The following is a 26,099-nucleotide window of genomic DNA, read 5'->3' on the forward strand; positions in this document are numbered from 1 at the left end:
TCATGATTCTGCCTTGGCTAATCCTGATCCCCTTCATCGGCGGCCTGCTGTGCTGGATGGGTGAGCGCTTCGGCGCTACCCTCCCCCGCTGGATTGCGCTGTTGACCATGACCCTGGAACTCGCACTCGGCCTCTGGCTGTGGGCCCACGGTGATTATTCATTTGCTCCGGCGCCTGGCGCGGATCCGACCTGGGTGCTTGAGTTCAAGCACATCTGGATCCAGCGCTTCGGCATCAGCGTGCACCTGGCCCTCGACGGCCTGTCGCTGTTGATGATCCTGCTGACCGGTCTGCTGGGTATCCTCTCGGTACTCTGCTCGTGGAAAGAGATCCAGCGTCACGTTGGCTTCTTCCACCTGAACCTGATGTGGATCCTGGGCGGTGTAGTCGGCGTGTTCCTCGCCCTCGACCTGTTCATGTTCTTCTTCTTCTGGGAAATGATGCTGGTGCCGATGTACTTCCTCATCGCGCTCTGGGGTCACAGTTCTTCGGACGGCAAGAAAACCCGGATCTACGCGGCGACCAAGTTCTTCATCTTCACTCAGGCTTCCGGCCTGATCATGTTGGTGGCGATCCTCGGTCTGGTCCTGGTCAACTTCAACGACACTGGCGTGATTACCTTCAACTACGCCGACCTGTTGAAAACCAAGATGTCGCTCACCACCGAGTACATCCTGATGCTCGGCTTCTTCATCGCGTTCGCGGTGAAACTGCCGGTCGTACCGTTCCACTCCTGGTTGCCTGACGCTCACGCCCAGGCGCCGACGGCGGGTTCGGTCGACCTGGCCGGTATCTTGTTGAAGACAGCGGCTTACGGTCTGCTGCGTTTCGCCTTGCCGCTGTTCCCGAATGCCTCGGCCGAGTTTGCGCCGATCGCCATGACCCTGGGTCTGATCGGGATCTTCTACGGCGCGTTCCTGGCGTTCGCACAAACCGACATCAAGCGTCTGATCGCCTACTCCTCCGTTTCCCACATGGGTTTCGTGTTGATCGGCATCTACTCCGGCAGCCAACTGGCGCTGCAGGGCGCGGTGATGCAGATGCTGGCGCACGGTCTGTCGGCCGCGGCACTCTTTATCCTCAGCGGTCAGCTGTACGAGCGCACCCACACCCGCGACATGCGTGAAATGGGTGGCCTGTGGTCGAAGATCGCTTACCTGCCGGCCATCAGCCTGTTCTTCGCGGCCGCGTCGCTGGGCTTGCCGGGTACCGGTAACTTCGTCGGTGAGTTCCTGATCCTGATCGGCACATTCGCCGCTGCGCCATGGATGACCGTGATCGCCACGTCGGGCCTGGTGTTCGGTTCGGTCTACTCGCTGATCATGATCCACCGTGCCTACTTCGGCCCGTCGAAATCGGACGCGGTGATGCATGGCATGGACGGTCGCGAACTGATCATGGTGGTCGGTCTGGCGGCGCTGCTGATTTACATCGGCGTCTACCCGCAGCCGTTCCTCGACACCTCTGCCGCGACGATGCATGGCGTGCAGCAGTGGCTCGGCACCGCCTTCACTCAACTCGCTTCGGCCCGGTAAGAGCGCTATGGAATTCACGACTCAACACTTTATCGCGCTTGCGCCGTTGTTGATCACCAGCGCCACGATCATCGTGGTGATGCTGGCGATCGCCTGGCGCCGCAACCACTCGCAGACCTTCCTGATTTCCGTGGCGGGCCTGAACCTGGCGTTGCTGTCGATCCTGCCAGCCTTGAAGGTCGCGCCTCTGGCCGTGACCCCGCTGCTGCAGATCGATAGCTTCGCGTGTCTGTACATGGCGCTGATCCTGGTCGCCACCCTCGCTTGTGTGACCCTCGCCCACGCCTACCTCGGCGATGGCGGTTCGGGTTACCCGGGCAACCGTGAAGAACTGTACCTGCTGATCCTGATGGCCGCCGCCGGTGGCCTGGTTCTGGTCAGCGCGCAGCACCTGGCCGGCTTGTTCGTCGGTCTGGAACTGCTGTCGGTGCCGGTCTACGGTCTGGTGGCTTACGCCTTCTTCAACAAACGTTCGCTGGAAGCCGGTATCAAGTACATGGTGCTGTCGGCCGCCGGTTCCGCGTTCCTGTTGTTCGGCATGGCCCTGCTCTACGCCGACTCCGGCAGCCTGAGCTTCGTCGGTATCGGCCAGGCGCTGGCGGCCACCGGCCTGCCGAGCTCGCTGGCCCAACTGGGCCTGGGCATGATGATGATCGGCCTGGCGTTCAAACTGTCGCTGGTACCGTTCCACCTCTGGACCCCGGACGTTTACGAAGGGGCTCCGGCACCGGTGGCGGCGTTCCTGGCCACCGCCTCGAAAGTCGCGGTATTTGCGGTGATGGTGCGTCTGTTCCAGATCTCGCCAGCGGCAAGCAGCGGTGTCCTGAGCAACGTACTGACCATCATCGCCATCGCGTCGATCCTGTTCGGTAACCTGCTGGCACTGACCCAAAGCAACCTCAAGCGTCTGCTGGGTTACTCGTCCATCGCTCACTTCGGCTACCTGCTGATCGCCCTGGTGGCGAGCAAAGGCCTGGCCGTGGAAGCCATCGGCGTGTACCTGGTCACCTACGTGATCACCAGCCTCGGCGCGTTCGGCGTAATCACCCTGATGTCCTCGCCGTACAACGGCCGTGACGCCGATGCCCTGTACGAATACCGCGGCCTGTTCTGGCGCCGTCCGTACCTGACCGCCGTACTGACCGTGATGATGCTGTCCCTGGCCGGCATCCCGCTGACCGCGGGCTTTATCGGCAAGTTCTACATCATCGCCACCGGTGTCGAATCGCACCAATGGTGGCTGGTCGGTTCCCTGGTACTGGGCAGCGCCATCGGCGTCTTCTACTACCTGCGCGTCATGGTCACCCTGTACCTGATCGAACCGAACCTGCGTCGCCACGATGCGCAACTGCACTGGGAACAACGTGCAGGCGGCGTGATGCTGCTGGCCATCGCTGCACTGGCCTTCTTCCTCGGGCTGTATCCGCAGCCGTTGCTGATCCTGGTTCAGCAGGCAGGGTTGGCGGGTTGATCGCTTAAGCGACACTCGGTAGAAAACAGAAACGGCACCTTCGGGTGCCGTTTTTGCATCTGGGATTTCAAGATCAAAAGATCGTAGCCTTCGGCAGCTCCTACATTGGGATGGCGTGCGCCCTGTAGGAACTGCCGAAGGCTGCGATCTTTTGATCTTCAACGCCCTCCCCCTTTTTCGGAGTTTGCCTGCAAAGCGGTGAGCAATGGCTGACATTCGACAGGAGCCATTTGTCGTTAAATTCGAAGCTCAACTATCAAGTGGAGATCGCGAATCATGAAGCGAGATGTTTTTTCAGAGTTGATGGACGGCCTCGAGGCGTTAGCCGAAGAACGCCAAAGCAGAGTCACTTTGAAAAAAACGCGCGTACAACGGATCGGCGCCATGAAGGGCAAACTCACACTTCCCGATGACCTTGATGACCTCGATGCCCCTCTGTCAGACGGTCTGCTAGATACCTTTGAAAAGTAGAAGCCACATCTGCGCACATGTGATTCATCAGACTCACCCAAACCAATGTGGGAGCGAGCCTGCTCGCGATGGCGTCGGCACAATCAACATCTTCATTGCCTGGCACTCCGCCATCGCGAGCAGGCTCACTCCTACAAGGATTCGCTGTACTTGGGGCTCGCCCCACATAACGAAATTGTAATTCCCGCATCACCTTGGCGTTATCCGCAGCTTGCAACGATGTCACCCGGCGACCATGCCGGCGGGCCTTCTCCGCCGAACAATAAAACCCACGCCGAAGCACGTTCCCGTTCTGCCGAACCCAAGGAGTGATTGATGGTTAACAATACAAAAATGTCGATGGCCGCTTTAGCGGTGGTGGTCGGCTCCGGGCCGTCCATGGTGATGGCAGATGATAAAGCCGAAGGGTTTATCGAGGGCAGCAGCCTGACGGTGCTCAACCGTAACTTCTACTTCAACCGTGATCACCGCAACGGCCAGTCCAGCCCCACCGGCAATGGTTATTCCGAAGCCTGGGCCCATGCGGTGATCAGCAAGTTCGAATCCGGGTTTACCCAAGGCACCGTCGGCGTCGGTGTCGATGCGTTTGCGATGATCGGCTTGAAGCTCGACACCGGTGACGGGCGCAACGGTGGCCGTAGTTCGTTTGATGTGCTGCCAGTCAACAGTGATGGCGAGGCGCAGAATGAGTACACCAAGATTGGTGGTGCCGCCAAAGTGCGAGCCTTCGATACGGTGGTCAAGGTCGGTGACGTGTTCCCGGCCAACCCGGTGGTGGCGGCAGGTGACTCGCGATTGCTGCCGGAGAGCTTTCGCGGTGTGACGGCGGTCAACACCAGCATCGAGGGTCTGTCGGTTCAGGGCGGTCGGTTGCATGCGATGAGCCAACCAGTGTCCAGCGACATGCGCGAGAACTTCGCCACGTTTTATGCCGGCCCGGTCAATTCGCCGTGGATCGCTTATGGCGGCGGCGACTATGTACTGAACAAGAACCTCAGTTTCAGCCTGTACTCCAGCCGTCTCAAGGATGCCTGGAATCAGTACTACGCCGGCACTGCCTGGACCTATCCGCTATCGGATGACCTGTCGCTGTTTGGCGGCCTGAACTACTACAAGGCTGTCGACGAAGGCAAACAACTGCTCGGCAAGTTCGACAACAACATCTGGAGCGGCCGGGTCGGGGTGAAACTCGGCGCGCACTCCGTTGCTCTTTCGCACCAGCGCAACAACGGCAATGACGACTTCGATTACCTGCGTCAATCCGACTCGATCTTCCTCGACAACTCCATCCAGTACAGCGACTTCAACTCGCCCAAGGAACGTTCGTGGATGGTGCGCTACGACCTCGACATGACCACTTACGGTGTGCCGGGGCTATCGTTCATGACTCGTTACGCCCGAGGCACCGACGCCGATTACTCCAACGCCAACGCCGTGTACATGCGCCGCGATGCTGACGGCAATCCACTGACCGACCAGAAGCGCTGGGAGCGTGATGTCGAAGTCAAATACGTGGTGCAGAGTGGTTCGATGAAAGACCTGTCGCTGCGTTTGCGCCAGGCCACGACTCGCGCCACGGCGTTTGAATCGGATCTGGATGAAGTGCGGGTGATTGTCGAGTACCCGTTGGCGATTCTCTGATCGAGCGGTTGATACCAATTCACCTTTAGAAGCTCCTTGCTCCTTTGGTAAGAGGTGAATCTTTGGCGTCCTTCGGGGCGCCTTTTTTATGTGCGCCTGAATAAAACCCGTAGGTGCTGCCGAAGGTTCGGCAGCACCTACGGGGAATCCGGTCCTGGCCATCAGGGCGGTGTCAGCCGCCGCGATTGCGGCAATCCCCCGCCACGGTGTATTTGATGGTGTTAAGTTGGCCCTTGGAGTCTTCGTAGGTCATGGCGGTGGGGACTACGGCACAGGCAACTGGCGGGCGCACAACGCTCACCACTTTCACCACGTCCAGCTTCATTCCGTATTCGTAGTCCTGGACCAACGGCGCCGGTTTGCCCTGGCTGGCCGCGTACTGCTCCATGGCTTTGGTATTGGCACTCAGCGCCCGCTCGAACGTCCGGTCACCACCCCCCTCGGCAAACACATTCAGGGACATCGCCAGCACGCCGGCGAACGTCATTAACTTAAGCACTTTCATATCCATTTCCTTCCAATCCTGGCTCATAAAAAAGCCCGGCATCGGGACTCGATGACGGGCTTGTTCAAGTGCGATGCGCTTACAAGTCTTTGGTGTTGCCGTCTTTCTTTTCATTGACGACGACTGGGTCGCGAGCTTGTTCCTTGGCGACGAACAGCTCTACGGAGCGGTCATTGGCGGTCATCATTTTTTCGAAGGTCCGATCGCCGCCGCCTTCGGCCAAGGCCAGAGAAGACATCGCCAACGCTGCTGTAAAGGCACTGATTTGTGCGAATTTCATGTTTGATTCCTCGTTTAGTAGCTGACGGGATCAAGGTAACAATCCGAACCTTTCGTAACGGTGGCGGGGGAATTACATATCCGTTATGTGCCTGGCACTCTTTCGAAGCCAGGCATATAACCAACTGTGGGAGCTAGCCTGCTAGCGATGGCGGAGGGTCAGTCAACATCGATGTTGGCGAACAGATTGCTATCGCTAGCAGGCTAGCTCCCACAGGGGGATTACCTATTTGGTCGGGATTTGGTCTTCGTCCCGGCGATGGGCGATTTGATACAACGCAGGCAGTATCAGCAGCGTCAGGATGGTCGAGGACAGGATCCCGCCAATCACCACCGTCGCCAACGGTCGCTGCACTTCCGCGCCAGTACCGGTCGCCAGCGCCATCGGAATAAAGCCCAGGGACGCCACCAGCGCCGTCATCAACACCGGGCGCAGACGTGTCAGCGCGCCAACGTTGATCGCATCAGACAGCGAATGCCCCTCCTCCCGCAGGTTGCGGATGAACGCGATCATCACCAGCCCGTTGAGCACCGCTACCCCCGACAGCGCGATGAAGCCCACGCCTGCCGAGATCGACAGCGGAATGTCCCGCAGCCACAACGCCATGACGCCGCCGGTCAACGCAAACGGAATCCCGGTGAACACCAGCAAGCCGTCCTTGAGGTTGTTGAACATCATGAACAGCAACCCGAACACCAGGAGCAACGCCACCGGCACCACGATCTGCAGGCGCTTGGCCGCCGATTGCAGTTGCTCGAACTGCCCGCCCCAACTTGTCCAGTAACCCGCAGGCACCTGCACATCTCGCTCGATCACCTCGCCCGCCTCTTCGACGAACGAACCGATATCGCGCCCGCGCACGTTGGCGCTGACGATCACCAGGCGCTTGCCGTTTTCGCGGCTGACTTGATTCGGCCCCAGCACCAGATCAAGGCTGGCGACTTCCTTCAAGGCAATAAAACCAATCTGATCAGCCGCGCCATTGAGCGGTGCCGGCACCGGGATCAACAGCGCCGACAGACCTTCGATGTCCTTGCGCATGGCATCGGACAACCGCACCACCATGTCGAAACGCCGGTCGCCTTCATACAATGTGCCGGCCTTACGCCCACCCACCGCGACGGCAATGGTGTCCTGCACATCGCCGACGTTGAGCCCGTAACGCGCCGCCTTGTCGCGGTCGATGTTGATGGTCAGCACCGGCAGGCCGGTGGTTTGTTCGACTTTGACCTCAGAGGCGCCATTGACCTTCTGCATGGCGGCGGCAATCTTCGCCGCGGTGGCGTTGAGCACGTCCATGTCATCACCGAACACCTTGACCGCGACGTCACTGCGCACGCCGGAGATCAGTTCGTTGAAGCGCAACTGAATCGGCTGCGACAGTTCATAGTTGCTGCCCGGCAACATCGCGGCGGCCTGTTGCAGTTCCGCCATCAGGGTTTCGCGGGACTTGCCCGGGTCCGGCCATTGCTCTTTTGGCTTGAGCATCACGTAGCTGTCGGAGATGTTCGGCGGCATCGGGTCGGAGGCGATTTCTGCGGTGCCGGTGCGGGCGAACACGCGCTCGACTTCCGGCACTTTGCCGAGGATCAGGGTTTCCAGACGCTGCTGCATGTCCACCGATTGCGTGAGGCTGGTGCCCGGCACGCGCAAGGCTTGCAGGGCAAAATCGCCCTCGCTGAGGCTCGGCACGAACTCGCTGCCCATGCGGCTGGTCAGCACGCCGCTGAGCACAATCACGCCCAACGCCCCGCCCACCGCCACTGCCCGATGACTCATCACCCACGCCAGCGCCGGCGCATACACCCGGCGCGCACCGCGCATCACCATGCCCTCTTCTTCCTTGACCTTGCCAGTGACGAACAGCGCAATCGCGGCCGGCACAAAGGTCACCGACAGCAGCATGGCGCCGATCAAGGCGATGACCACGGTGAACGCCATCGGGTGGAACATTTTCCCTTCGACGCCGCTCAGGGCGAAGATCGGCAGGTACACGACCATGATGATCAACTGGCCGAAAATAAGCGGTCGCCGAGCCTCTTTGGCCGCCGCAAACACTTCATGGAAACGCTCGGAGCGGGTCAGCAAACGCCCGTGATGCTGCTGCGCATGGGCCAGCCGTCGCAGGGTGTTTTCGACGATCACCACCGCGCCGTCGACGATGATGCCGAAGTCGAGTGCGCCCAGGCTCATCAGGTTGGCGCTGACCTTGTTGCTGTACATGCCGGTGAAGGTGAACAGCATCGACAGCGGAATCACCATCGCGGTAATCAATGCCGCGCGGATGTTGCCGAGGAACAGGAACAGAATCGCGATCACCAGAATCGCGCCTTCGATCAGGTTCTTTTTCACCGTGGCAATGGCTTTGTCCACCAGGTGCGTGCGGTCGTACACCGGCACCGCGATCACGCCTTTGGGCAGCGAACGGTTGATCTGTTCCAGTTTGCTGGCGACGGCCTGGGACACGGTACGGCTGTTTTCGCCGATCAGCATGAACACGGTGCCGAGCACCACTTCACGGCCGCTTTCCGTGGCCGCGCCGCTGCGCAGTTCGCGGCCAATGTCCACGGTGGCGACGTTCTTCACCCGGATCGGCGTGCCATCGACGTTGGCCATGACGATGTTGGCGATGTCCTCGGTGCTCGCCACTTGCCCCGGTGCACGAATCAGCAACTGCTCGCCGCTGCGCTCGATGTACCCGGCGCCGACGTTGGCGTTGTTGCGCTCCAGCGCTGTGATCAGGTCAGTGAGAGTCAACTTGTAGGCTGCTAGCCGTTTCGGATCGGGGGCGATCTGGTATTCCTTGGCAAAGCCGCCGATGGTGTTGATCTCGGCCACACCAGGGACGTTGCGCAGTTGCGGCTTGATGATCCAGTCCTGAATCACCCGCAAATCCGTCGGCGTGTAGGCGCTACCGTCGTCCTTGAGCGCGCCGTCCCTGGCTTCCACGGTCCAAAGGAAGATCTCGCCGAGGCCGGTGGAAATCGGCCCCATCACCGCTTCGGTGCCCTCGGGCAATTGCTCCTTGGCGATCTGTAACCGCTCGTTGACCAATTGCCGGGCGAAGAACAAGTCGGTGCCGTCCTTGAAAATCACCGTGACCTGCGACAACCCCGAACGCGACAGCGAACGGGTCTGCTCCAGCGCCGGCAGACCGGCCATGGCGGTTTCAATCGGGAAGGTGATGCGCTGTTCGGTTTCCAGCGGCGAGAACCCGGCGGCGCCGGTGTTGATTTGCACCTGGACGTTGGTGATGTCGGGCACGGCGTCGATCGGCAGTTTTTGATAACTGGCGATCCCGAGGCCGGCCATGAGCAGAACGGCGAGCAGCACGATGATGCGCTGCTCGATGGCAAACTGGATCAGGCGTTCGAACATGGGAACCTTCTCGTCGAGGGGGCGAATCGATGGGCGTCTTTAGTGGGAGTCTTCAACGACTTCTTCAATGAGAGTGCTCGGCCGAGGCCTTGCCCAGTTCCGATTTGAGAACGAAGCTGCCGGCCGCAGCGACTTGCGCACCGGCCTCCAGCCCCTGCGTGACTTCCACCTGCCCCGCTGCACGACTGCCCAGCTCCACGGCCCGCGCCTCGAAGCCGTCGTCGGTGCGCACGAACACCGTGGGTTTGTCCTCGACGGTCTGGATCGCAGCTTCCGGCACCGCCACTTTGACCTGACGGCTGTCGGTGGCGACCAGTGCGGTGACGAACAACCCGGGACGCCACGAACCTTGAGGGTTTTCCAAGGTGACGCGAACGGTGGCGGTGCGGGTCTGTTCGCCGAGCAAACTGCCGACGTAAGCCACCGTGCCGGCGACTTGCGCATTGAGTTCCGGGGCGCTGACGGTGACTGCTTTGCCCACTTGCACCTTGTTCAGATCCTTGGGCGAAACGCCGAAGGTCACCCACACTCGCGACAAGTCCGAGAGCGTGAACGCCGCCGTGGTTTCGTCGACCACCTCCCCTGGCGTCAGGTGCTTTTCCACCACCATGCCGTCGAACGGCGCGCGCAGTTCATAGCGATTGCCGCCGGTGGCAACCACGCTGCCACTGAGCACGCTGATCTTTTGCCGGGCGTTGTTCACAGCGATTTCAGCTTCTTCCAGCGCCTGGCGCGCCTGCAACACATCCTGCTCGGCGGAAATCTTGTCCTGCCACAACTGCTTCTCGCGCTCATAGGTGGTGCGCGCCAAGGCCAAGCGCCGTTGCGCCGCAGCCTGTTCGCTGCGCTGATCGGAGATCTGCTGACTGGCGATCACCGCCAGCAGCTGGCCCTTCTTCACCCACTGCCCGAGATTGACCGACACCGACTCGACCACCCCTGGCACCCGCGGTACGACGTGGGCAGTGCGGTCTTCGTCGAAGCGCACTTCGCCCGGGAACGACAAACCGAGGCTGATGCTTTGCGCCCGCGCTTCGGCCAGTTGAATGCCCGCCGCCGCGATCTGCTCGACACTCAACGTCAGATGCCCCTCTTCGCCTTCGGCATGTTCGCCGTCGGCTGCAGCGCCTTCTTCGGCGTGGTCCGCATGCTCCGCCGCTTCATCGGCGTGGGCATCGATGGACCCGTTCCCCGCCCACATCGAGCCCATACCAATGCCCAGCGCCAACGTCGCCACCGCGACAACGATCAGTTTTTTATCCATGGAAACTCCTCTGCGCCATGTCATCGCGCAGTGATCTGAAAGGTGAAATTCAAGGGCTGACGGTGAGTGCGCCGAGGTCGCCGAAAATGCGTTCGATGCGCACCCGCGCGTCCGTCGCCTCGGCAACAGCCTGGATGTATTGGGTGCGGGCGCTGATCAGGGTGCGCTGGGCGTCGAGCACGTCGAGGAAACCGAACTTGCCCATTTCGAAGCCGCGCATGGCGCTGTCCACTGCACTTTGTGCGGCGGGCAGGATGGTCTGGTTGAACGCCTGGACTTCGCCGTTGGCGGTCTGCCATTGCTCAAGGGTGGTCTGGACTTCGGTGCGCAAGCGCAGCTCGGTGGCGTTGCGCAGATCCCGCGCCTGATCGGTACGGCGCGCTGCTGCCAGCACGTTGCCCTGATTGCGGTTGAACAGCGGAATCGGTATCGACAGCCCGACCACGTTGACCCGCTCACGCTCCAGTTCGCTGTACTGACTGCCGATGCTTACGGTCAGGTCGGGAATCCGTTGCGCCTTCTCCAGCCCCAACGACGCCTCGCGCTGATCGATCTGCAACTTGGCCAGCCGCAGCTCGGCGGTCTCGTTCAGGCGCTCCAACAAGCGGGTCGGCGGCGGCACGGCGGGCATGCTTTGCGTGGCCGTCTGCACGGTGGTCGAAGTCGGTAACGGTGCGCCCATGACCTGCGCCAGTTGCTGATAGGCGTTGGCCTGATCGCGTTCGGCGCGGCTCAGTTCCAGTCGCACTTCGGAGCGTTGCACTTGCGCCCGTGTGCCTTCGACCGGCGACGACTTGCCCGCCTCAATCCGCCCCAGCGCCACGCGCAAACCGTGCTCGGCCAGTTGCAGCGACTGGCGAGACAACTGCAAGCGTTGCTGCGCAGTCTGGGCGCTGGTGAACGCCTGAATCACATCGGCGCGCAAGGCATTGCGCTTGCGCTCCAGTTCGATCCCGGCGGCGTCCTGGGCGCGGCTGGCGACATCGATCCGCGCGCCGCGCTTGCCGCCCAGTTCAATCGGCTGGCTGAGCATCACTGTGGTGGTGCGCGAATCGCGGCGGGTGTCCTCGGCTTCCCAAGACACTTCGGGGTTGGGGATCAGACCCGCCTGCTGGCGGTCACCTTCGGCGATGCCGACTTCCCATTGCGCCGCTGCCAGATCCGGGTTGCCGGCGAATGCGGTTTGCAGGGCCTGATCGAGGGTCAGGGTCGATGCATTCGCAAGAGGCACGCCGGCCAGCAACAAACCGCCGCTGACCATGACCACCCACGCAGTTTTTTTCAGGCGTGACCGCGCCGTCAGTTCTCTTAAACCGGGCAATGGAGTACTTCCTTTAATCAAGAATCTTCGATGCCGCCACGGTAGGGTTTTGAACTTATCGACAAGGTGACTGAAACATTACAAATCCGTTATCCACGGTTGCGCCAAGTTGTTTTGCTCTAGCATGCAAAGTGCAAACACCTAACTAGCAATACATAGAAACAAATGATGTGCCGTCATCCGCCGAACAGTACTTGCCTCAATTCAACTCTCATGAGGCAGATGGACTTTTGTTCCTGCCTGCTGCGACAGGCTGTCGCAGACTGCGGTTTTAAAGCCTCAACACCCAGTTCTCGGTTGACTCTGTAGTCACTACAGCCTTTACCTTGCACGCCTGCAAACGGAGAAAATGCTGTAGGAAAATAGTGAGTCGTTATTCAAACCCGTCCGGAAGCCCTTACAAAAACAACAACTTTCCCGGCCACCTTAATTAAATATCCATTCAATGAAAGTGGTGATTGATCATGCGAATCCTTGTCGTCGAGGACGAGCTTAAAGCTGCCGAATACTTACATCAGGGACTGACGGAAAGTGGTTATATCGTTGACCACGCTGCCAATGGCGCCGATGGATTGCATCTGGCGCAACAACAGGTTTATGACCTGATCATTCTGGATGTGAATCTGCCGGAACTGGACGGCTGGGGCGTGCTGGAACAACTGCGGCGCACTCACTCCACACGGGTGATGATGGTCACCGCGCGCGGTCGCCTGGCTGACAAGATTCGTGGCCTCGATCTGGGCGCCGACGATTATCTGCTCAAGCCGTTCGAGTTTCCGGAATTGCTGGCACGGGTGCGCACTTTGATGCGCCGCAGCGAGAACATCCCGGTGCCGCAGGTACTGAAAGTCGCCGACCTGGAACTCGACCCTGGCCGTCATCGTGCGTTTCGTGGCGAACATCGCATCGACCTGACCACCAAGGAGTTCGCCCTGCTGCATCTGTTGATGCGCCAGTCCGGCGAAGTGTTGACCCGTACCCAGATCATTTCGCTGGTGTGGGACATGAACTTCGACTGCGACACCAACGTGGTCGAAGTGTCGATCAGGCGTTTGCGGGCGAAGATCGATGACCCGTTCGACAACAAGTTGATCCACACCCTGCGCGGTGTCGGCTACGTGCTGGAGTCGCGGGAATGAAGCCGGCCAGCCTGTCAATGCGGCTGGGGCTGACGGTCAGTATTCTCGGCGCGCTGCTGGTGGTGTTCCTGGCGATCCTGGCGTATTTCGCCCTGACCCATGAGCTGAACGCGTTATCCAGGGACAGTCTGGGAAAGAAGATGGAGCAGGTTGAACACAGCCTGTCGCTGTACACCGACACCGGCGAAATCAGCACGAAACCGCACATCCTGCTTGATCAGGTCATGGGGCATGACAACCTCACGCTAACGATTTACGACCACAGCAACCTGCGCACACCACTGTTCAAATCCGGCACCGGCATGGCCGATCCGCGACTTGAATTGAAGGCGGTGCGGGCAGTCAGCGACGAGTTGGCCTACACCACCAGCACTGACGCCAAGGGGGCGAAATTCCTCACGACGTCCAGGCTGATCAGCCTCAAGGACGGCACCCGCGTCCCGGTGCTGTTGTCGATGGACAACGCCCACGATGAGGCCTTGCTCAGCGCCTACCTGCGCTCGACCCTGATTGCCTTGCCGTTGTTGCTGATCTTTATCGGACTGAGTGCCTGGGGCGCGGTCCAGCGCGGTCTGGCGCCGATGCGCGAATTTCGCAAAGTGGCGGCGATGGTCTCGACCCAGGATCTGGATCATCGGCTTTCGGTGGTGAACATGCCCCAGGAGCTGAGCGAACTGGCGCAGGGCATCAACTTCATGCTGCACCGCCTCGACGCCGGTGTGCAGCAGCTGTCGCAGTTCTCTGATGATTTGGCGCATGAGCTGCGTACGCCGATCAACAATTTGGTGGGCAAGGCACAGGTGACGTTGTCCCGCGAACGCAGCGTGGATGAGTACAAGGATGTGCTGGTTTGCTGCACTGAAGAGCTGGAGCGCGTGGCGCGGATTGTCTCGGACATGCTGTTTCTGGCACAGGTCAGTCACCCGTCGGCGCTCGCGCCGTTCGAGTCGGTTGCCCTGGAAGAAGAAGCCTGGAAAGTCGCCGAGATGTTTTCCCTGTCGGCGCAGGACAAGCAGATCCATCTGAACGTGGTCGGCAGTGCGCGGGTGATGGGTGACCGGTTGATGATTCAACGGGCGATATCGAATTTGCTGTCCAACGCGCTGCGCCACTGCCCGGTCGGGAAAACCGTGACACTGCTGATTGAGCGGGGCGCGACCCAGGTTTCGTTGCTGGTCAGCAACCCTGGCGCGGGGATTGAGGCACAGCATCTGCCGCACCTGTTTGATCGGTTCTACCGGGTCGACAGCAGCCGCTCGCGTTCACAGGGCAGCACCGGGCTGGGGTTGGCGATTGTGCGGTCGATCATGAGCCTGCATCAGGGGGTGGCCGAGGTGAAGAGCTTGCCGGGGGCGATGACGGTGTTCAGGTTGGGATTTCCTGCGGTTGAGGGGGTGGCGCACTGAGGTGTCAGGCTCCAGACCTCCAATGTCCGGGTCGGCCCCCTCGCGGGCAAGCCCGGCTCCCACAGTGATCGGGTTTGCAAACACCACTGAAACCTGTGGGAGCGAGCTTGCTCGCGATTGCAATGGATCAGGCGCCAAAGAAAACGGCACCTTACGGTGCCGTTCGCGTTTCACATTACAGACTTTTACTTACGCGCCGCCTCCCACGATTTCAGCAGTTCGGCATAGCTCACGGTTTCACCCTTAGGCTTCTCGTTCGCCAATTTCGGCTTCGGTGCACCCGGTTGGTCCAACCAGTACTGCGCGTCGCGCTCGGGGTTCATTTTCGGTGCGCAGGTGGCTTGCGCCTTCGAACGTTCCAGACGGGTCATGATCGCGTCCTGATCCTTGGCCAGGCCATCCAACGCCTGTTGCGGGGTTTTCTCGCCGCTGGCGGCTTCGGCGATGTGGCTCCACCACAGTTGCGCCAAACGCGGATAGTCCGGCACGTTGGTCCCGGTCGGGGTCCATTGCACGCGGGCCGGGCTGCGGTAGAACTCCACCAAACCACCGAGCTTCGGTGCAAGGTCAGTCATCGCTTGCGAGTTGATGTCCGACTCGCGAATCGGCGTCAGGCCGACGATGGTTTTCTTCAGCGATACGGTTTTCGACGTCACAAACTGCGCATAGAGCCAGGCCGCCAGTTTCTGTTTCTCAGGTGTGGATTTCATGAACGTCCACGAACCCACGTCCTGATACCCAAGCTTCATGCCCTCCTCCCAATACGGGCCACGCGGCGACGGCGCCATGCGCCATTTCGGCGTGCCGTCGGCATTCATCACCGGCAGGCCCGGTTTGGTCATGTCAGCGGTAAATGCGGTGTACCAGAAAATCTGCTGGGCGATGTTGCCCTGGGACGGCACCGGCCCGGATTCGGAGAACGTCATGCCCGCCGCTTCCGGTGGCGCGTATTTTTTCATCCAGTCCACGTACTTGGTGGTTGCATAGACCGCCGCCGGGCCGTTGGTGTCGCCACCACGGGTCACGCTGGAACCGACCGGATGGCAATCCTCGACACGGATGCCCCACTCGTCCACCGGCAAGCCGTTGGGAATACCCTTGTCGCCCGCGCCAGCCATGGAGAACCAGGCATCGGTAAAGCGCCAGCCGAGGGACGGATCTTTCTTGCCATAGTCCATGTGACCGTAGACGCGCTTGCCGTCGATTTCCTTGACGTCTTCGCTGAAGAACTTGGCGATGTCTTCATAGGCCGACCAGTTCACGGGGACGCCCAGCTCATAACCGTACTTTTCCTTGAACTTGGCTTTCAGGTCCGCTCGTTCGAACCAGTCGGCGCGGAACCAGTAAAGGTTGGCGAACTGTTGGTCGGGCAGTTGATAGATCTTGCCGTCCGGTGCGGTGGTGAAGGAAATGCCGATGAAATCTTTGATATCGAGGGTCGGCGACGTGTAGGCCTTGCCTTCGTTGGCCATCAGGTCGGTGATCGATTCGGTCTTGCCGTAACGAAAGTGCGTACCGATCAGGTCCGAGTCGTTGACCCAGCCGTCATAGATGTTCTTGTCCGACTGCATCTGGGTCTGCAGTTTTTCCACCACGTCGCCTTCCTGCAGCAGGTCGTGGGTCAGTTTGATGCCGGTGATCTCGGTGAAGGCCTTGGCCAGCACTTTGGATTCATATTCGTGGGTCGCGATGGTTTCCGAGACCACCTTGATGCTCATTCCGCGAAACGGCTCGGCGGCCTTGATGAACCACTTCAATTCCTCGAGCTGCTGATCGGCCGTCAGGGTGGACGGTTTGAACTCACTGCCGATCCACTTTTTCGCCGCGTCTTCGTAGGCATCGGCCCACGCAGACGCGCTCAAACCGCTGAGTGCCAGCATGGCTGCCAATGAAATGCTATGTCGCAGCTTATTATTTTTGTCGAACATAAGACCTCCTTTTAGGGTTTCGGAGCAACATCGCCGAGCGATTCGACTAGCCCCAACGCATCACAGCCAACAGCCACACCAGGGACAACGCGGACGCTACCCAGATGCTCCAGTCGGTGACGCCGATTACCAGCAAATGCAGGTAGGCGCTGCCGAGAAGACCGATAAACAGCCGATCGCCACGGGTGGTGGCAATCGGCAACAAACCACGTCGAAGAATGCTCGGCGAACGCAATTCCCAAGTCGTCATGCCCACCAGGATCAAGGCAATGACACTGAAGAACGCCGCCGTCGGGCCGGTCCAACTCATCCATTCCATTATCAGCTCCTCAGACCCGGCCCAGGGCAAAGCCCTTGGCCACGTGGTTGCGAACAAACCAGATCACCAGCATGCCCGGCAGGATGGTCAACACCCCCGCCGCCGCCAGCACGCCCCAGTCAATGCCCGACGCCGAGACCGTACGGGTCATCACCGCCGCGATCGGCTTGGCGTTCACCGAGGTCAGCGTGCGCGCCAGCAGCAGTTCGACCCAGGAAAACATGAAGCAGAAAAACGCCGTGACACCGATGCCGGAGCCAATCAACGGGACGAAAATCTTCACGAAGAACTTGGGAAAACTGTAGCCGTCGATGTAGGCGGTTTCGTCGATCTCCTTGGGCACGCCGGACATGAAGCCCTCGAGGATCCACACCGCCAGCGGCACGTTGAACAGGCAATGCGCCAACGCCACGGCGATGTGGGTATCGAACAACCCGATCGAGGAATACAACTGGAAGAACGGCAACAGGAACACCGCCGGCGGTGCCATGCGATTGGTCAGCAGCCAGAAGAACAGGTGCTTGTCGCCGAGAAAACGGTAGCGCGAGAACGCATACGCCGCCGGCAACGCCACGCTCAGCGAGATCACCGTGTTCAAACTCACGTAATACAGCGAGTTGAGGTAACCGGTGTACCAGGCCGGATCGGTGAAGATCACCTTGTAGTTGGCGAAGGTGAAATCCTGCGGAAACAGGGTCAGGCCACTGAGGATTTCAGTGTTGCTCTTGAAGGACATGTTCAGCAGCCAATAGATCGGCACCAGCAGGAACAGGATGTAGATCAGCAGCGGAATGAGCTTTCTTTTACTCATGGCAGACCTCAGCGGTTGGCGTCAGAGTGAGTCATGGCGGTGTAGAACAGCCAGGACACCAACAGGATGATCAGGAAGTACACCAGCGAAAAAGCCGCCGCCGGACCCAGGTCAAACTGCCCGATCGCCATTTGCGTCAGGGTCTGGCTCAAGAAGGTCGTGGCATTGCCCGGCCCGCCGCCGGTGAGGACGAACGGTTCGGTGTAGATCATGAAACTGTCCATGAACCGCAGCATCACCGCGATCAACAGCACGCTCTTGAGCTTGGGCAACTGGATGTGTCGGAAAACGGCCCAGGCCGAGGCCCGATCAATCCGCGCCGCCTGGTAGTACACGTCCGGAATTGCGCGCAGACCGGAGAAGCACAACAACGCCACCAATGAAGTCCAGTGCCAGACATCCATCACCAGCACCGTGACCCAGGCGTCCATGGTGTTCGCCGCATAGTTGTAGCTGATGCCCATGGCGTTGAGGGTCGAACCGAGCAGACCGATGTCGGCCCGCCCGAAGATCTGCCAGATCGTGCCCACCACGTTCCACGGGATCAGCAGCGGAATCGCCAGAATGATCAGCACCAGCGAGGACCAGCGGCCCTTGGTCGGCATGGTCAGGGCGATGGCGATGCCCAACGGAATTTCGATCAGCAACACGCAGCCGGAGTAGATGAATTGCCGCAGCAGCGAGTCATGCAGCCGTGGATCGAGCAGCACCTGTTTGTACCAGTCGGCGCCGACGAAGTAGCGGCTGGACTGGTCGAAGATGTCCTGCACCGAGTAGTTGACCACCGTCATCATCGGGATCACCGCACTGAACGCCACCAGCAAAAACACCGGCAACACCAACCACCACGCCTTGTTGTTCTGCACCTTGTTCATGGCTATACCTCCAGCAGGTAGTCGTCGGCATAGACCATCAACCACTGGCCCGGGAAGCTGATGTACGCAGTGCCCTCGGGCACTGGCTTGTCTTCGGCCAGGCGCACTTTCAGCGGTGCGCCATCGAGGTTCAGGGTCATGATTTTGTAGGTGCCGAGGTCTTCGACGTGGACCACCCGTGCCTGCATCGCGTCATCAAAGGGTTCGTCCCACACATGCACGAACTCCGGACGGATACCGACCTTGAGGGTTTTCCACTCGGACTCTTCGATACGTTTCTGCATCGCCTCGGACAGCGGCAAATGGGTCGAGGCGAAACCGACACCGCCCGCTTGCGGCTGAACCTCGATCAGGTTCATCCCCGGACTGCCGATGAAATAGCCGACAAAAGTGTGGCTCGGCCGCTCGAACAACTCTCGCGGCGTGCCGAACTGCACGATCTGCCCGCCGTACATCACTGCAATCTTGTCGGCGAAGGTCGAGGCCTCCAGCTGATCATGGGTGACGTAGACCATGGTGATGTTGAACTGCTCGTGGATCTGCTTGAGCTTGCGCCGCAGCTTCCACTTCAGGTGTGGGTCGATCACCGTCAGCGGCTCGTCGAAGAGGATCGCCGAGACGTCATCGCGCACCAGCCCACGGCCCATGGAGACTTTCTGCTTTTCGTCGGCGGTGAGGTTGCGGGCCTTCTTGCTCAGCAACGCCTGGAGGTCGAGGACCTCGGCAATTTCCTGCACCTTGCTGTGAATTTTCGCCTCGGCCATGCCCTGATTACGCAACGGGAAGGCCAGGTTGTCGAACACCGTCATGGTGTCGTAGACCACCGGAAACTGGAAAACCTGGGCGATGTTGCGCTTTTCCGGAGTCAGGTCGTTGACCACTTTGCTGTCGAACAACACCTGACCCTGGGACGGGCTGAGCAGCCCGGAAATAATGTTGAGCAAGGTCGACTTGCCACAGCCCGACGGCCCGAGCAAGGCGTAGGCACCGCCCTGCTCCCAGACGTGATCCATCTCGCGAATTGCGTAATCCTCAGGGCCGCTCGGCGTGCGGGTGTAACTGTGGGCGAGGTGTTGCAAACGAATTTCGGCCATCAGGCAACCCTCGCGATACGGCGACCGGGCGCCTGGACCAGCCGCCCCTGTTTATCGAACACAAACAATTTATGGGTCGGGATATAGATGCGAATCGGCGCATCGACGTCGTATTCGTGGACGCCCGGCAGGTGCAGCACCAACAGGAAATGCTCGTTGCGCACATGCAGGAAGGTTTCCGAACCGCTGATCTCGGCCACCTCGACGGTCACTGCCAGTTCCAGATCGTCGTCGTTGCTGGGCACCAGCGAGATGTGGCTCGGCCGCACCCCGAAGCGGAACTCGCCCTCGCCCACCGGCCGAAGATCCACGTTCAACGGGAAATGCACGAAATTGGCGAAACTCACTTCGTTGCCGGCAATGCGTCCGGGCATCAGGTTGATCGGCGGTTCGGAGAACAACTCGGCCGCCAGCACCGTTTGTGGCTGGTGATAAACCTCGGTGGATCGGCCGCTCTGGATCACCCGGCCTTCGTGAAGAATGGTGGTGGTGCCACCCAGGGCAAGGGCTTCGTTGGGTTCGGTGGTGGCGTAAATCGCAATGGTGTGCCGCGCCTTGAACAGCTCGCGCATTTCCTGGCGCAACTCTTCACGCAGCTTGTAATCGAGGTTCACCAGCGGCTCATCGAACAGGATCAGCTCGGCGTCCTTGACCAACGCCCGGGCCATGGCCGTGCGCTGTTGCTGACCGCCGGAGAGTTCGAGGGGATGGCGCTGAAGGAATTTCTCGATGCGCAGCATCTTCGCGGTTTCCAGCACCTTGCTCTGGATCTGTTCGTTGGAAACGCCGCCCTGGCGCAAGGGCGAGGCGATGTTCTCGAACACGGTCATGGTCGGGTAATTGATGAACTGCTGATAAACCATCGACACGTTGCGCAGGCGCACCGGGCGCTGCGTGACATCGACGCCGTTCATCAGGATGCGGCCGCTGTCGGGTTTATCCAGGCCGGCCATCAGGCGCATGAGACTGGTTTTGCCGGACAGCGTGCGCCCGAGCAAAACGTTGAAGGATCCGGGTTCGAAACTCAGGCACGCATCGTCGATCCAGGTCTGGCCCTCGACGGTGCGGCTGACGTGCTCCAGGGTTAATGACATGGCTCGGCCTTTTTATTATTTGGAGTCAAGCGACCTGACCAGTAGAGCGACTTTCATGCCAGAAATGGCAAGCCTTTGATCCGGCAGGAAAATCCTGCAAATACAGGGAAAACCGCTTTCGTTGCTGAACAGAAATGAACAACCTCGAATGAACAATTGAACAGTTCAAAGATTGACAATGAACAATAGTGAACAACACTCTATAAACACTTTTCAGCCACACATCGCCCCTGTAGGAGCCAGGCTTGCCGGCGAAGGCGTCGTTGAAATCGCCTTCGCCGGCAAGCCTGGCTCCTACCGTTATGTAGCGTTTGAATGTGATGCAAAACCCACAAAAACAATAAAAGCTTTGCTCAGAGATTGCCTGCCATGGCCGCACCTGCCTCGCCGCTCTCCCACGACGCCATCATCCAGGACTCCTGGTCCCGTTGCCGCGCGTTTGGCCTTGATCATCAAAGCACTCCCGCGTTCGACCAGTTGCCGGCCGAGGGCATCGCGCAGTTGCTGGAGAGCCAGCATTCACTGGTGCAGACTACCCACCAGGAAGTCCTGCCGTATTACGAAAACATCCTGAGCAATTCCAATTGCCTGATCATGCTGGCCGACAACCAGGGCCAGGTGCTGACGTCCTGGGGCACCCAACGTTTTATCGAGCCGAGCCTGACCCGCGGTTTCAGCGCCGGTGCCAGCTGGATGGAGCGTTGCAGCGGCACCAATGCGATCGGCACTGCGCTGGCCTGCGAGCAGGCGGTGCACATCGAGCACGATGAACACTTTCTCAAGGCCAACCGCTTCATGACCGGTTCCGCCGCGCCGATTTTCGATGCCGAACGCAAGGTGATCGCGGTGCTGGATGTGTCCAGCGACAGCTACCTGCCGCCGTCTCACACCCTCGGCATGGTCAAGATGATGAGTCAGACCGTGGAGAACCGGCTGATCCTCAACCTGTTCCATGGCCAGCATTTCCAACTGACCTTCAACACCGGGCTGAACAACCTCGACAGCCAGTGGGCCGGCCTGCTGATCTTCGATGAAACCGGCCAGGTGCTGTCGGCCAACCGCCGGGCCGATAATTTACTGGGCATCAGCCTGTCGCGAGTCAGCGTCGAGAGCCTGTTCAAGGTGTCCTTGCTGGAACTGCTGAATCAGCCCGACGGCCTGCCCTTCGCCCTGCAAGCCTCCGGGCGCAATCGTTTTCAATGCCTGTTGAAGCGGCCGAAGCAGGTGCCGATTCAAGCGCGGGTGTTTTCTGAACCCAAGAGCGCCGAACCGGCGGCACCGGCGGCGATCAGCCTCAACACCCTGCATTTCGGTGACAGTCGCGTGGAAAAAGCCGTGCGTCAGGCCGAGCGCTTGCTGGAGAAAGACATTCCGCTGCTGATCCACGGCGAAACCGGCGTCGGCAAGGAAGTCTTCGTCAAAGCGTTGCACCAGGCCAGTTCCCGCAGCAAACAACCGTTCATTGCCGTCAACTGTGCAGCGATCCCCGCGGAACTGGTGGAGTCCGAGCTGTTTGGCTACGAGAAAGGCGCGTTCACCGGCGCCAATCAGAAAGGCAGCATCGGGCTGATCCGCAAGGCCGACAAAGGTACGCTGTTCCTCGATGAAATCGGTGATATGCCGCTGCCGACCCAGGCCCGACTGCTGCGCGTGTTGCAGGAACGTTGCGTGCAACCGGTGGGCAGCAGCGAGCTGTTCCCGGTGGACATCCGCATCATCTCGGCGACTAACCGTTCGTTGCGTGAACAGGTGCAACTGGGGCGCTTCCGCGAGGATTTGTACTACCGCATCGGCGGCCTGACCCTGGAATTGCCGCCGCTACGGGAACGCTCAGACAAGCAGGCGCTGTTCAAGCGGCTGTGGGAACAGCACCGCGAGCCGTCGCAGTGGGCCGGATTGAGCCATGAGGTGATGGCGTTGTTCAGCCGTCATCCGTGGCCGGGGAATTTGCGCCAGGTCAGCAGCGTGATGCAAGTGGCGCTGGCCATGGCCGAGGAACAACCCGTGCGGCCCGAGCATTTGCCGGATGATTTTTTTGTCGATCTGGAGATGGAGCCGGTTGAGACCCCGGAAGCGCTGGCGGTGGATTTGAATGATGCCGAGGATTTGAATCGGTTGTTGCAGGCGGCTGGGGGGAATATCTCGCACCTGGCCCGGCGGTTGGGAGTTAGTCGCAATACCCTTTACAAGCGGTTGCGCCAGGCTGAGTAACGAGTGAACCGTAGCGACGTGCCCGGCTTAAGACCATCGCGGGCAAGCCCGCTCCCACAGGGATTTATGCCGTACTCAAAATCGGAATACACCCCAGACCACTGTGGGAGCGGGCTTGCCCGCGATGGCGTCAGTCGGGACACCGCCACACTCACGCCTGCCCCAAAAAACAAAAACCCGCACAAGGCGGGTTTTGTTTTACAACGGATCCAGCGATCAGTCAGCCAAACGCCAGGTCGTGCCGCCCTTGCCGTCTTCCAGTACCACGCCCATGGCGGTGAGCTGGTCGCGGATGCGGTCGGATTCGGCCCAGTCTTTACCTGCACGAGCCGCCAGACGCGCCGCAATCAGCGCATCCACCTCAGCCGCATCAACCCGCCCTTCAGCGCCGGCTTGCAGGAAGTCATCCGCCTCAAGCTGCAACACACCCAGCACACTGGCCAGTTCCTTCAAGCGCGCCGCCAAACCGGCCGCCGCATCGAGATCGCTCTCGCGCAGACGGTTGATCTCGCGCACCATCTCGAACAGCACCGCGCAGGCTTCCGGCGTGCCGAAGTCGTCGTTCATCACCTGGGTGAAACGCTCGACGAACGCTTCGCCGCCAGCCGGCGCCACGTTCGGCAGGCCTTTCAACGCATGGTAGAAACGCTCGAGTGCGCCTTTGGCGTCCTTGAGGTTGTCTTCCGAATAGTTGATCGCGCTGCGGTAGTGGCTCGACACCAGCAGGTAACGCACGACTTCCGGGTGGTACTTTTCCAGCACGTCGCGAATGGTGAAGAAGTTGTTCAAGGACTTGGACATCTTCTCGCCATTGATGCGAATCATGCCGCAATGCATCCACGCGTTGGCGTAGGTCTTGCCGGTGGCCGCTTCACTCTGGGCGATTTCGTTTTCATGGTGCGGAAACTCGAGGTCGCTGCCGCCGCCATGAATGTCGAAGGTTTCACCGAGGCAGCAGGTCGACATCACCGAGCACTCGATGTGCCAGCCCGGACGCCCGTCGCCCCACGGCGACTCCCAGCTCGGCTCGCCCGGCTTGGCGGCTTTCCACAGCACGAAGTCCAGCGGGTCCTGTTTCGACTCGTCGACTTCGATCCGCGCGCCGATGCGCAGGTCTTCGATCTTCTTGCGCGACAGTTTGCCGTAGCCCATGAACTTGGCGACGCGGTAGTACACGTCGCCATTGCCCGGTGCGTAGGCGTAGCCCTTGTCGATCAGGGTCTGGATCATCGCGTGCATGCCGGCGATGTGGCCGGTGGCGCGTGGCTCCATGTCCGGCTTCTTGATGTTCAGGCGCGCTTCATCTTCGTGCATCGCCGCGATCATGCGCTCGGTCAGCGCTTCGAACGACTCGCCGTTTTCACGGGCGCGATTGATGATCTTGTCGTCGATGTCGGTGATGTTGCGCACGTAGGTCAGGTCGTAGCCGCTGAACCGCAACCAGCGGGTCACCAGGTCGAACGCGACCATGCTGCGGCCGTGGCCGAGGTGGCAGTAGTCGTACACGGTCATCCCGCAGACATACATGCGCACCTTGTTGCCATCCAGCGGCTTGAACACTTCTTTGCTCTTGGTGAGCGTGTTGTAGATCGTTAGCACTTTATGTTGTTCCTTGAATCACTGGCCCCACGAATCACGCAAGGTCACGGTACGGTTGAACACCGGAGCGCCCGGTTTCGAGTCCTTGATATCAGCGCAGAAGTAACCTTCGCGCTCGAACTGGAAACGGTCTTCCGGCTGTGCGTCGCCCAGCGAAGGCTCGGCACGACAACCTGTGAGAACTTGCAGCGAGTCAGGGTTGATGTTGTCCAGGAAACTGGCGCTGTCTTCAGCCTTCTCAGGGTTGGCCGAACGGAACAGGCGATCGTACAGACGCACTTCGCACTCGATACTGGCAGCCGCCGGCACCCAATGCACCACACCTTTGACCTTGCGGCCTTCAGGGTTCTTGCCCAGGGTTTCCGGATCGTAGGAGCAACGCAGTTCGATGATGTTGCCATCGGCGTCCTTGATTGCTTCGTCGGCACGAATCACGTAGCTGCCGCGCAGACGCACTTCGCCATTCGGTTCCAGGCGCTTGTAGCCTTTTGGTGGCTCTTCCATGAAGTCATCGCGGTCGATGTAGATTTCACGGGCGAACGGCAGCTTGCGCACGCCGAGTTCTTCTTTCTGCGGATGACGCGGCAGTTCGAGGTTTTCGACCTGGTCTTGCGGGTAGTTGGTGATCACCACCTTCAACGGACGCAGCACGCACATGGCGCGCGGAGCGTTCTGGTCCAGGTCCTGACGGATGCTGAACTCGAGCATGCCGTAGTCGACCACGCCGTCGGAGCGGTTGGTGCCGACCATCTCGCAGAAGTTACGGATCGACGCCGGGGTGTAGCCACGGCGACGGAAGCCCGACAACGTGGACATGCGCGGGTCGTCCCAGCCGAACACGTGCTTTTCATCGACCAGTTGCTTGAGCTTGCGCTTGCTGGTGATGGTGTAGTTCAGGTTCAGGCGGCTGAATTCGTACTGACGCGGGTGCGCCGGCACTGGCAAGGCATCGAGGAACCAGTCGTACAGCGGACGGTGGCTTTCGAATTCCAGGGTGCAGATCGAGTGGGTGATGCCTTCGATGGCGTCCGACTGACCGTGGGTGAAGTCGTAGTTCGGGTAGATGCACCACTTGTCACCGGTCTGGTGGTGATGCGCGTGACGGATGCGATACATGATCGGGTCGCGCAGGTTCATGTTCGGCGAGGCCATGTCGATCTTGGCCCGCAGCACGCGTGCGCCGTCCTGGAATTCGCCAGCCTTCATGCGGGCGAACCAGTCGAGGTTTTCTTCCACGGAACGGTCACGGAACGGGCTGTTCTTGCCCGGCTCGGTCAGGGTGCCGCGGTATTCCTTGGCCTGCTCCGGGCTCAGGTCGTCGACGTAGGCCTTGCCGGCCTTGATCAGCTCCACGGCCCAGTCGTGCAACTGGTCGAAATACTGCGAGGCGTAGCGCACTTCGCCGGACCATTCGAAGCCCAGCCATTTGATGTCGCTTTCGATCGCGTCGATGTATTCCTGGTCTTCCTTGGCCGGGTTGGTGTCGTCGAAACGCAGGTGCGTGACGCCGCCGAATTCCTGGGCCAGGCCGAAGTTCACGCAAATCGACTTGGCGTGACCGATGTGCAGGTAGCCGTTGGGCTCAGGCGGGAAACGGGTGACGATCTGCGTGTGCTTACCCGAGTCCAGGTCCGCCTGGATGATCGGGCGCAGGAAATTGACCGGCACGGCAGGGCCGGTCTTGGAATTCGAGGTAGGTTCGACAGTGGGCTTGCTCATAGGATCCTTGGACGTACAAGTGCGCGGCCGGAGACGGG

General features: G+C 60.1%; 20 protein-coding genes. 7 read left to right on the forward strand and 13 right to left on the reverse strand.

Features of this window, described 5'->3' with window-relative positions:
- The first annotated feature begins 2 nt into the window (after positions 1-2).
- From nuoM to ACA057_RS21050, 4 genes are all read left to right on the forward strand, one after another.
- Entirely contained in the window at positions 3-1,535 is a 1,533-nt protein-coding gene (gene nuoM / locus ACA057_RS21035) for an NADH-quinone oxidoreductase subunit M (protein WP_497341988.1), read from the forward strand.
- 7 nt (positions 1,536-1,542) lie between these two features.
- Complete coding sequence (gene nuoN, locus ACA057_RS21040; protein ID WP_497341990.1) at positions 1,543-3,006, forward strand: NADH-quinone oxidoreductase subunit NuoN; 1,464 nt, start codon at positions 1,543-1,545, stop codon at positions 3,004-3,006.
- 276 nt (positions 3,007-3,282) lie between these two features.
- A complete protein-coding gene (locus tag ACA057_RS21045; protein WP_497341992.1) occupies positions 3,283-3,477 on the forward strand; it encodes a hypothetical protein in 195 nt (64 codons plus the stop codon).
- A 315-nt stretch (positions 3,478-3,792) separates the two neighbouring features.
- Positions 3,793-5,118 carry an OprD family porin gene (locus tag ACA057_RS21050; RefSeq protein ID WP_497341994.1) on the forward strand — a complete coding sequence of 442 codons (1,326 nt, stop codon included), beginning with the start codon at positions 3,793-3,795 and terminating at the stop codon, positions 5,116-5,118.
- A 172-nt stretch (positions 5,119-5,290) separates the two neighbouring features.
- On the opposite strand, the gene ACA057_RS21055 is transcribed toward ACA057_RS21050, so the two are convergent.
- The 5 genes from ACA057_RS21055 to ACA057_RS21075 all read right to left on the reverse strand — a co-directional run bounded on the left by ACA057_RS21055 (position 5,291) and on the right by ACA057_RS21075 (position 11,866).
- Positions 5,291-5,623, reverse strand: a complete 333-nt coding sequence (locus ACA057_RS21055) for a DUF2790 domain-containing protein (RefSeq protein ID WP_497341996.1) — start codon at positions 5,621-5,623, stop codon at positions 5,291-5,293.
- A gap of 79 nt (positions 5,624-5,702) precedes the next feature.
- Positions 5,703-5,903 (reverse strand): co-regulatory protein PtrA N-terminal domain-containing protein, encoded by a 201-nt coding sequence (locus ACA057_RS21060; RefSeq protein WP_497272384.1) that lies wholly within the window; start codon positions 5,901-5,903, stop codon positions 5,703-5,705.
- Positions 5,904-6,128: 225 nt separating this feature from the next.
- Positions 6,129-9,281, reverse strand: a complete 3,153-nt coding sequence (locus tag ACA057_RS21065; protein ID WP_497341998.1) for a CusA/CzcA family heavy metal efflux RND transporter — start codon at positions 9,279-9,281, stop codon at positions 6,129-6,131.
- 64 nt (positions 9,282-9,345) lie between these two features.
- Positions 9,346-10,545, reverse strand: coding sequence for an efflux RND transporter periplasmic adaptor subunit (locus ACA057_RS21070; RefSeq protein ID WP_497342000.1), 1,200 nt, complete (start codon positions 10,543-10,545; stop codon positions 9,346-9,348).
- A 49-nt stretch (positions 10,546-10,594) separates the two neighbouring features.
- Entirely contained in the window at positions 10,595-11,866 is a 1,272-nt protein-coding gene (locus ACA057_RS21075; protein WP_497342002.1) for a TolC family protein, read from the reverse strand.
- A 464-nt stretch (positions 11,867-12,330) separates the two neighbouring features.
- Between ACA057_RS21075 and ACA057_RS21080 the strand changes: the two genes are divergently transcribed.
- Together ACA057_RS21080 and ACA057_RS21085 are read left to right on the forward strand one after the other, a co-directional pair.
- A complete protein-coding gene (locus tag ACA057_RS21080; RefSeq protein WP_497342004.1) occupies positions 12,331-13,005 on the forward strand; it encodes a heavy metal response regulator transcription factor in 675 nt (224 codons plus the stop codon).
- Positions 13,002-14,411: a heavy metal sensor histidine kinase gene (locus tag ACA057_RS21085; protein ID WP_497342006.1), complete on the forward strand. Its 1,410-nt coding sequence runs from the start codon at positions 13,002-13,004 to the stop codon at positions 14,409-14,411. The genes ACA057_RS21080 and ACA057_RS21085 overlap by 4 nt, the downstream gene beginning before the upstream one ends.
- 185 nt (positions 14,412-14,596) lie before the next feature.
- Here the strand turns inward: ACA057_RS21085 and ACA057_RS21090 are convergent, their stop codons facing one another.
- The 6 genes from ACA057_RS21090 to ACA057_RS21115 are packed head-to-tail and all read right to left on the reverse strand — an operon-like array spanning position 14,597 to position 20,532.
- Complete coding sequence (locus ACA057_RS21090) at positions 14,597-16,339, reverse strand: ABC transporter substrate-binding protein (protein WP_497342008.1); 1,743 nt, start codon at positions 16,337-16,339, stop codon at positions 14,597-14,599.
- A gap of 46 nt (positions 16,340-16,385) precedes the next feature.
- Positions 16,386-16,658 (reverse strand): DUF2160 domain-containing protein, encoded by a 273-nt coding sequence (locus ACA057_RS21095; RefSeq protein WP_059406591.1) that lies wholly within the window; start codon positions 16,656-16,658, stop codon positions 16,386-16,388.
- 10 nt (positions 16,659-16,668) lie between these two features.
- The gene (locus ACA057_RS21100) at positions 16,669-17,469 is read right to left on the reverse strand and encodes a carbohydrate ABC transporter permease (RefSeq protein ID WP_017339615.1); all 801 of its coding nucleotides are present in this window, start codon (positions 17,467-17,469) and stop codon (positions 16,669-16,671) included.
- Positions 17,470-17,477: 8 nt separating this feature from the next.
- A complete protein-coding gene (locus ACA057_RS21105) occupies positions 17,478-18,344 on the reverse strand; it encodes a carbohydrate ABC transporter permease (protein WP_401359355.1) in 867 nt (288 codons plus the stop codon).
- A gap of 2 nt (positions 18,345-18,346) precedes the next feature.
- Positions 18,347-19,438: an ABC transporter ATP-binding protein gene (locus ACA057_RS21110; RefSeq protein ID WP_497342011.1), complete on the reverse strand. Its 1,092-nt coding sequence runs from the start codon at positions 19,436-19,438 to the stop codon at positions 18,347-18,349.
- Positions 19,438-20,532, reverse strand: coding sequence for an ABC transporter ATP-binding protein (locus tag ACA057_RS21115; RefSeq protein ID WP_059406589.1), 1,095 nt, complete (start codon positions 20,530-20,532; stop codon positions 19,438-19,440). The genes ACA057_RS21110 and ACA057_RS21115 overlap by 1 nt, the downstream gene beginning before the upstream one ends.
- A 369-nt stretch (positions 20,533-20,901) precedes the next feature.
- Between ACA057_RS21115 and ACA057_RS21120 the strand changes: the two genes are divergently transcribed.
- Entirely contained in the window at positions 20,902-22,743 is a 1,842-nt protein-coding gene (locus ACA057_RS21120) for a sigma-54-dependent Fis family transcriptional regulator (protein ID WP_497342013.1), read from the forward strand.
- 216 nt (positions 22,744-22,959) lie between these two features.
- Here ACA057_RS21120 and cysS read toward each other — a convergent pair whose 3' ends face one another.
- Positions 22,960-24,342, reverse strand: coding sequence for a cysteine--tRNA ligase (gene cysS / locus ACA057_RS21125; protein WP_497342015.1), 1,383 nt, complete (start codon positions 24,340-24,342; stop codon positions 22,960-22,962).
- An 18-nt stretch (positions 24,343-24,360) separates the two neighbouring features.
- On the reverse strand, positions 24,361-26,061 hold the full coding sequence (locus ACA057_RS21130) for a glutamine--tRNA ligase/YqeY domain fusion protein (protein ID WP_497342017.1): 1,701 nt from the start codon (positions 26,059-26,061) through the stop codon (positions 24,361-24,363).
- Positions 26,062-26,099 lie beyond the last annotated feature (38 nt).

The organism is Pseudomonas sp. LBUM1661, assembly GCF_059695925.1.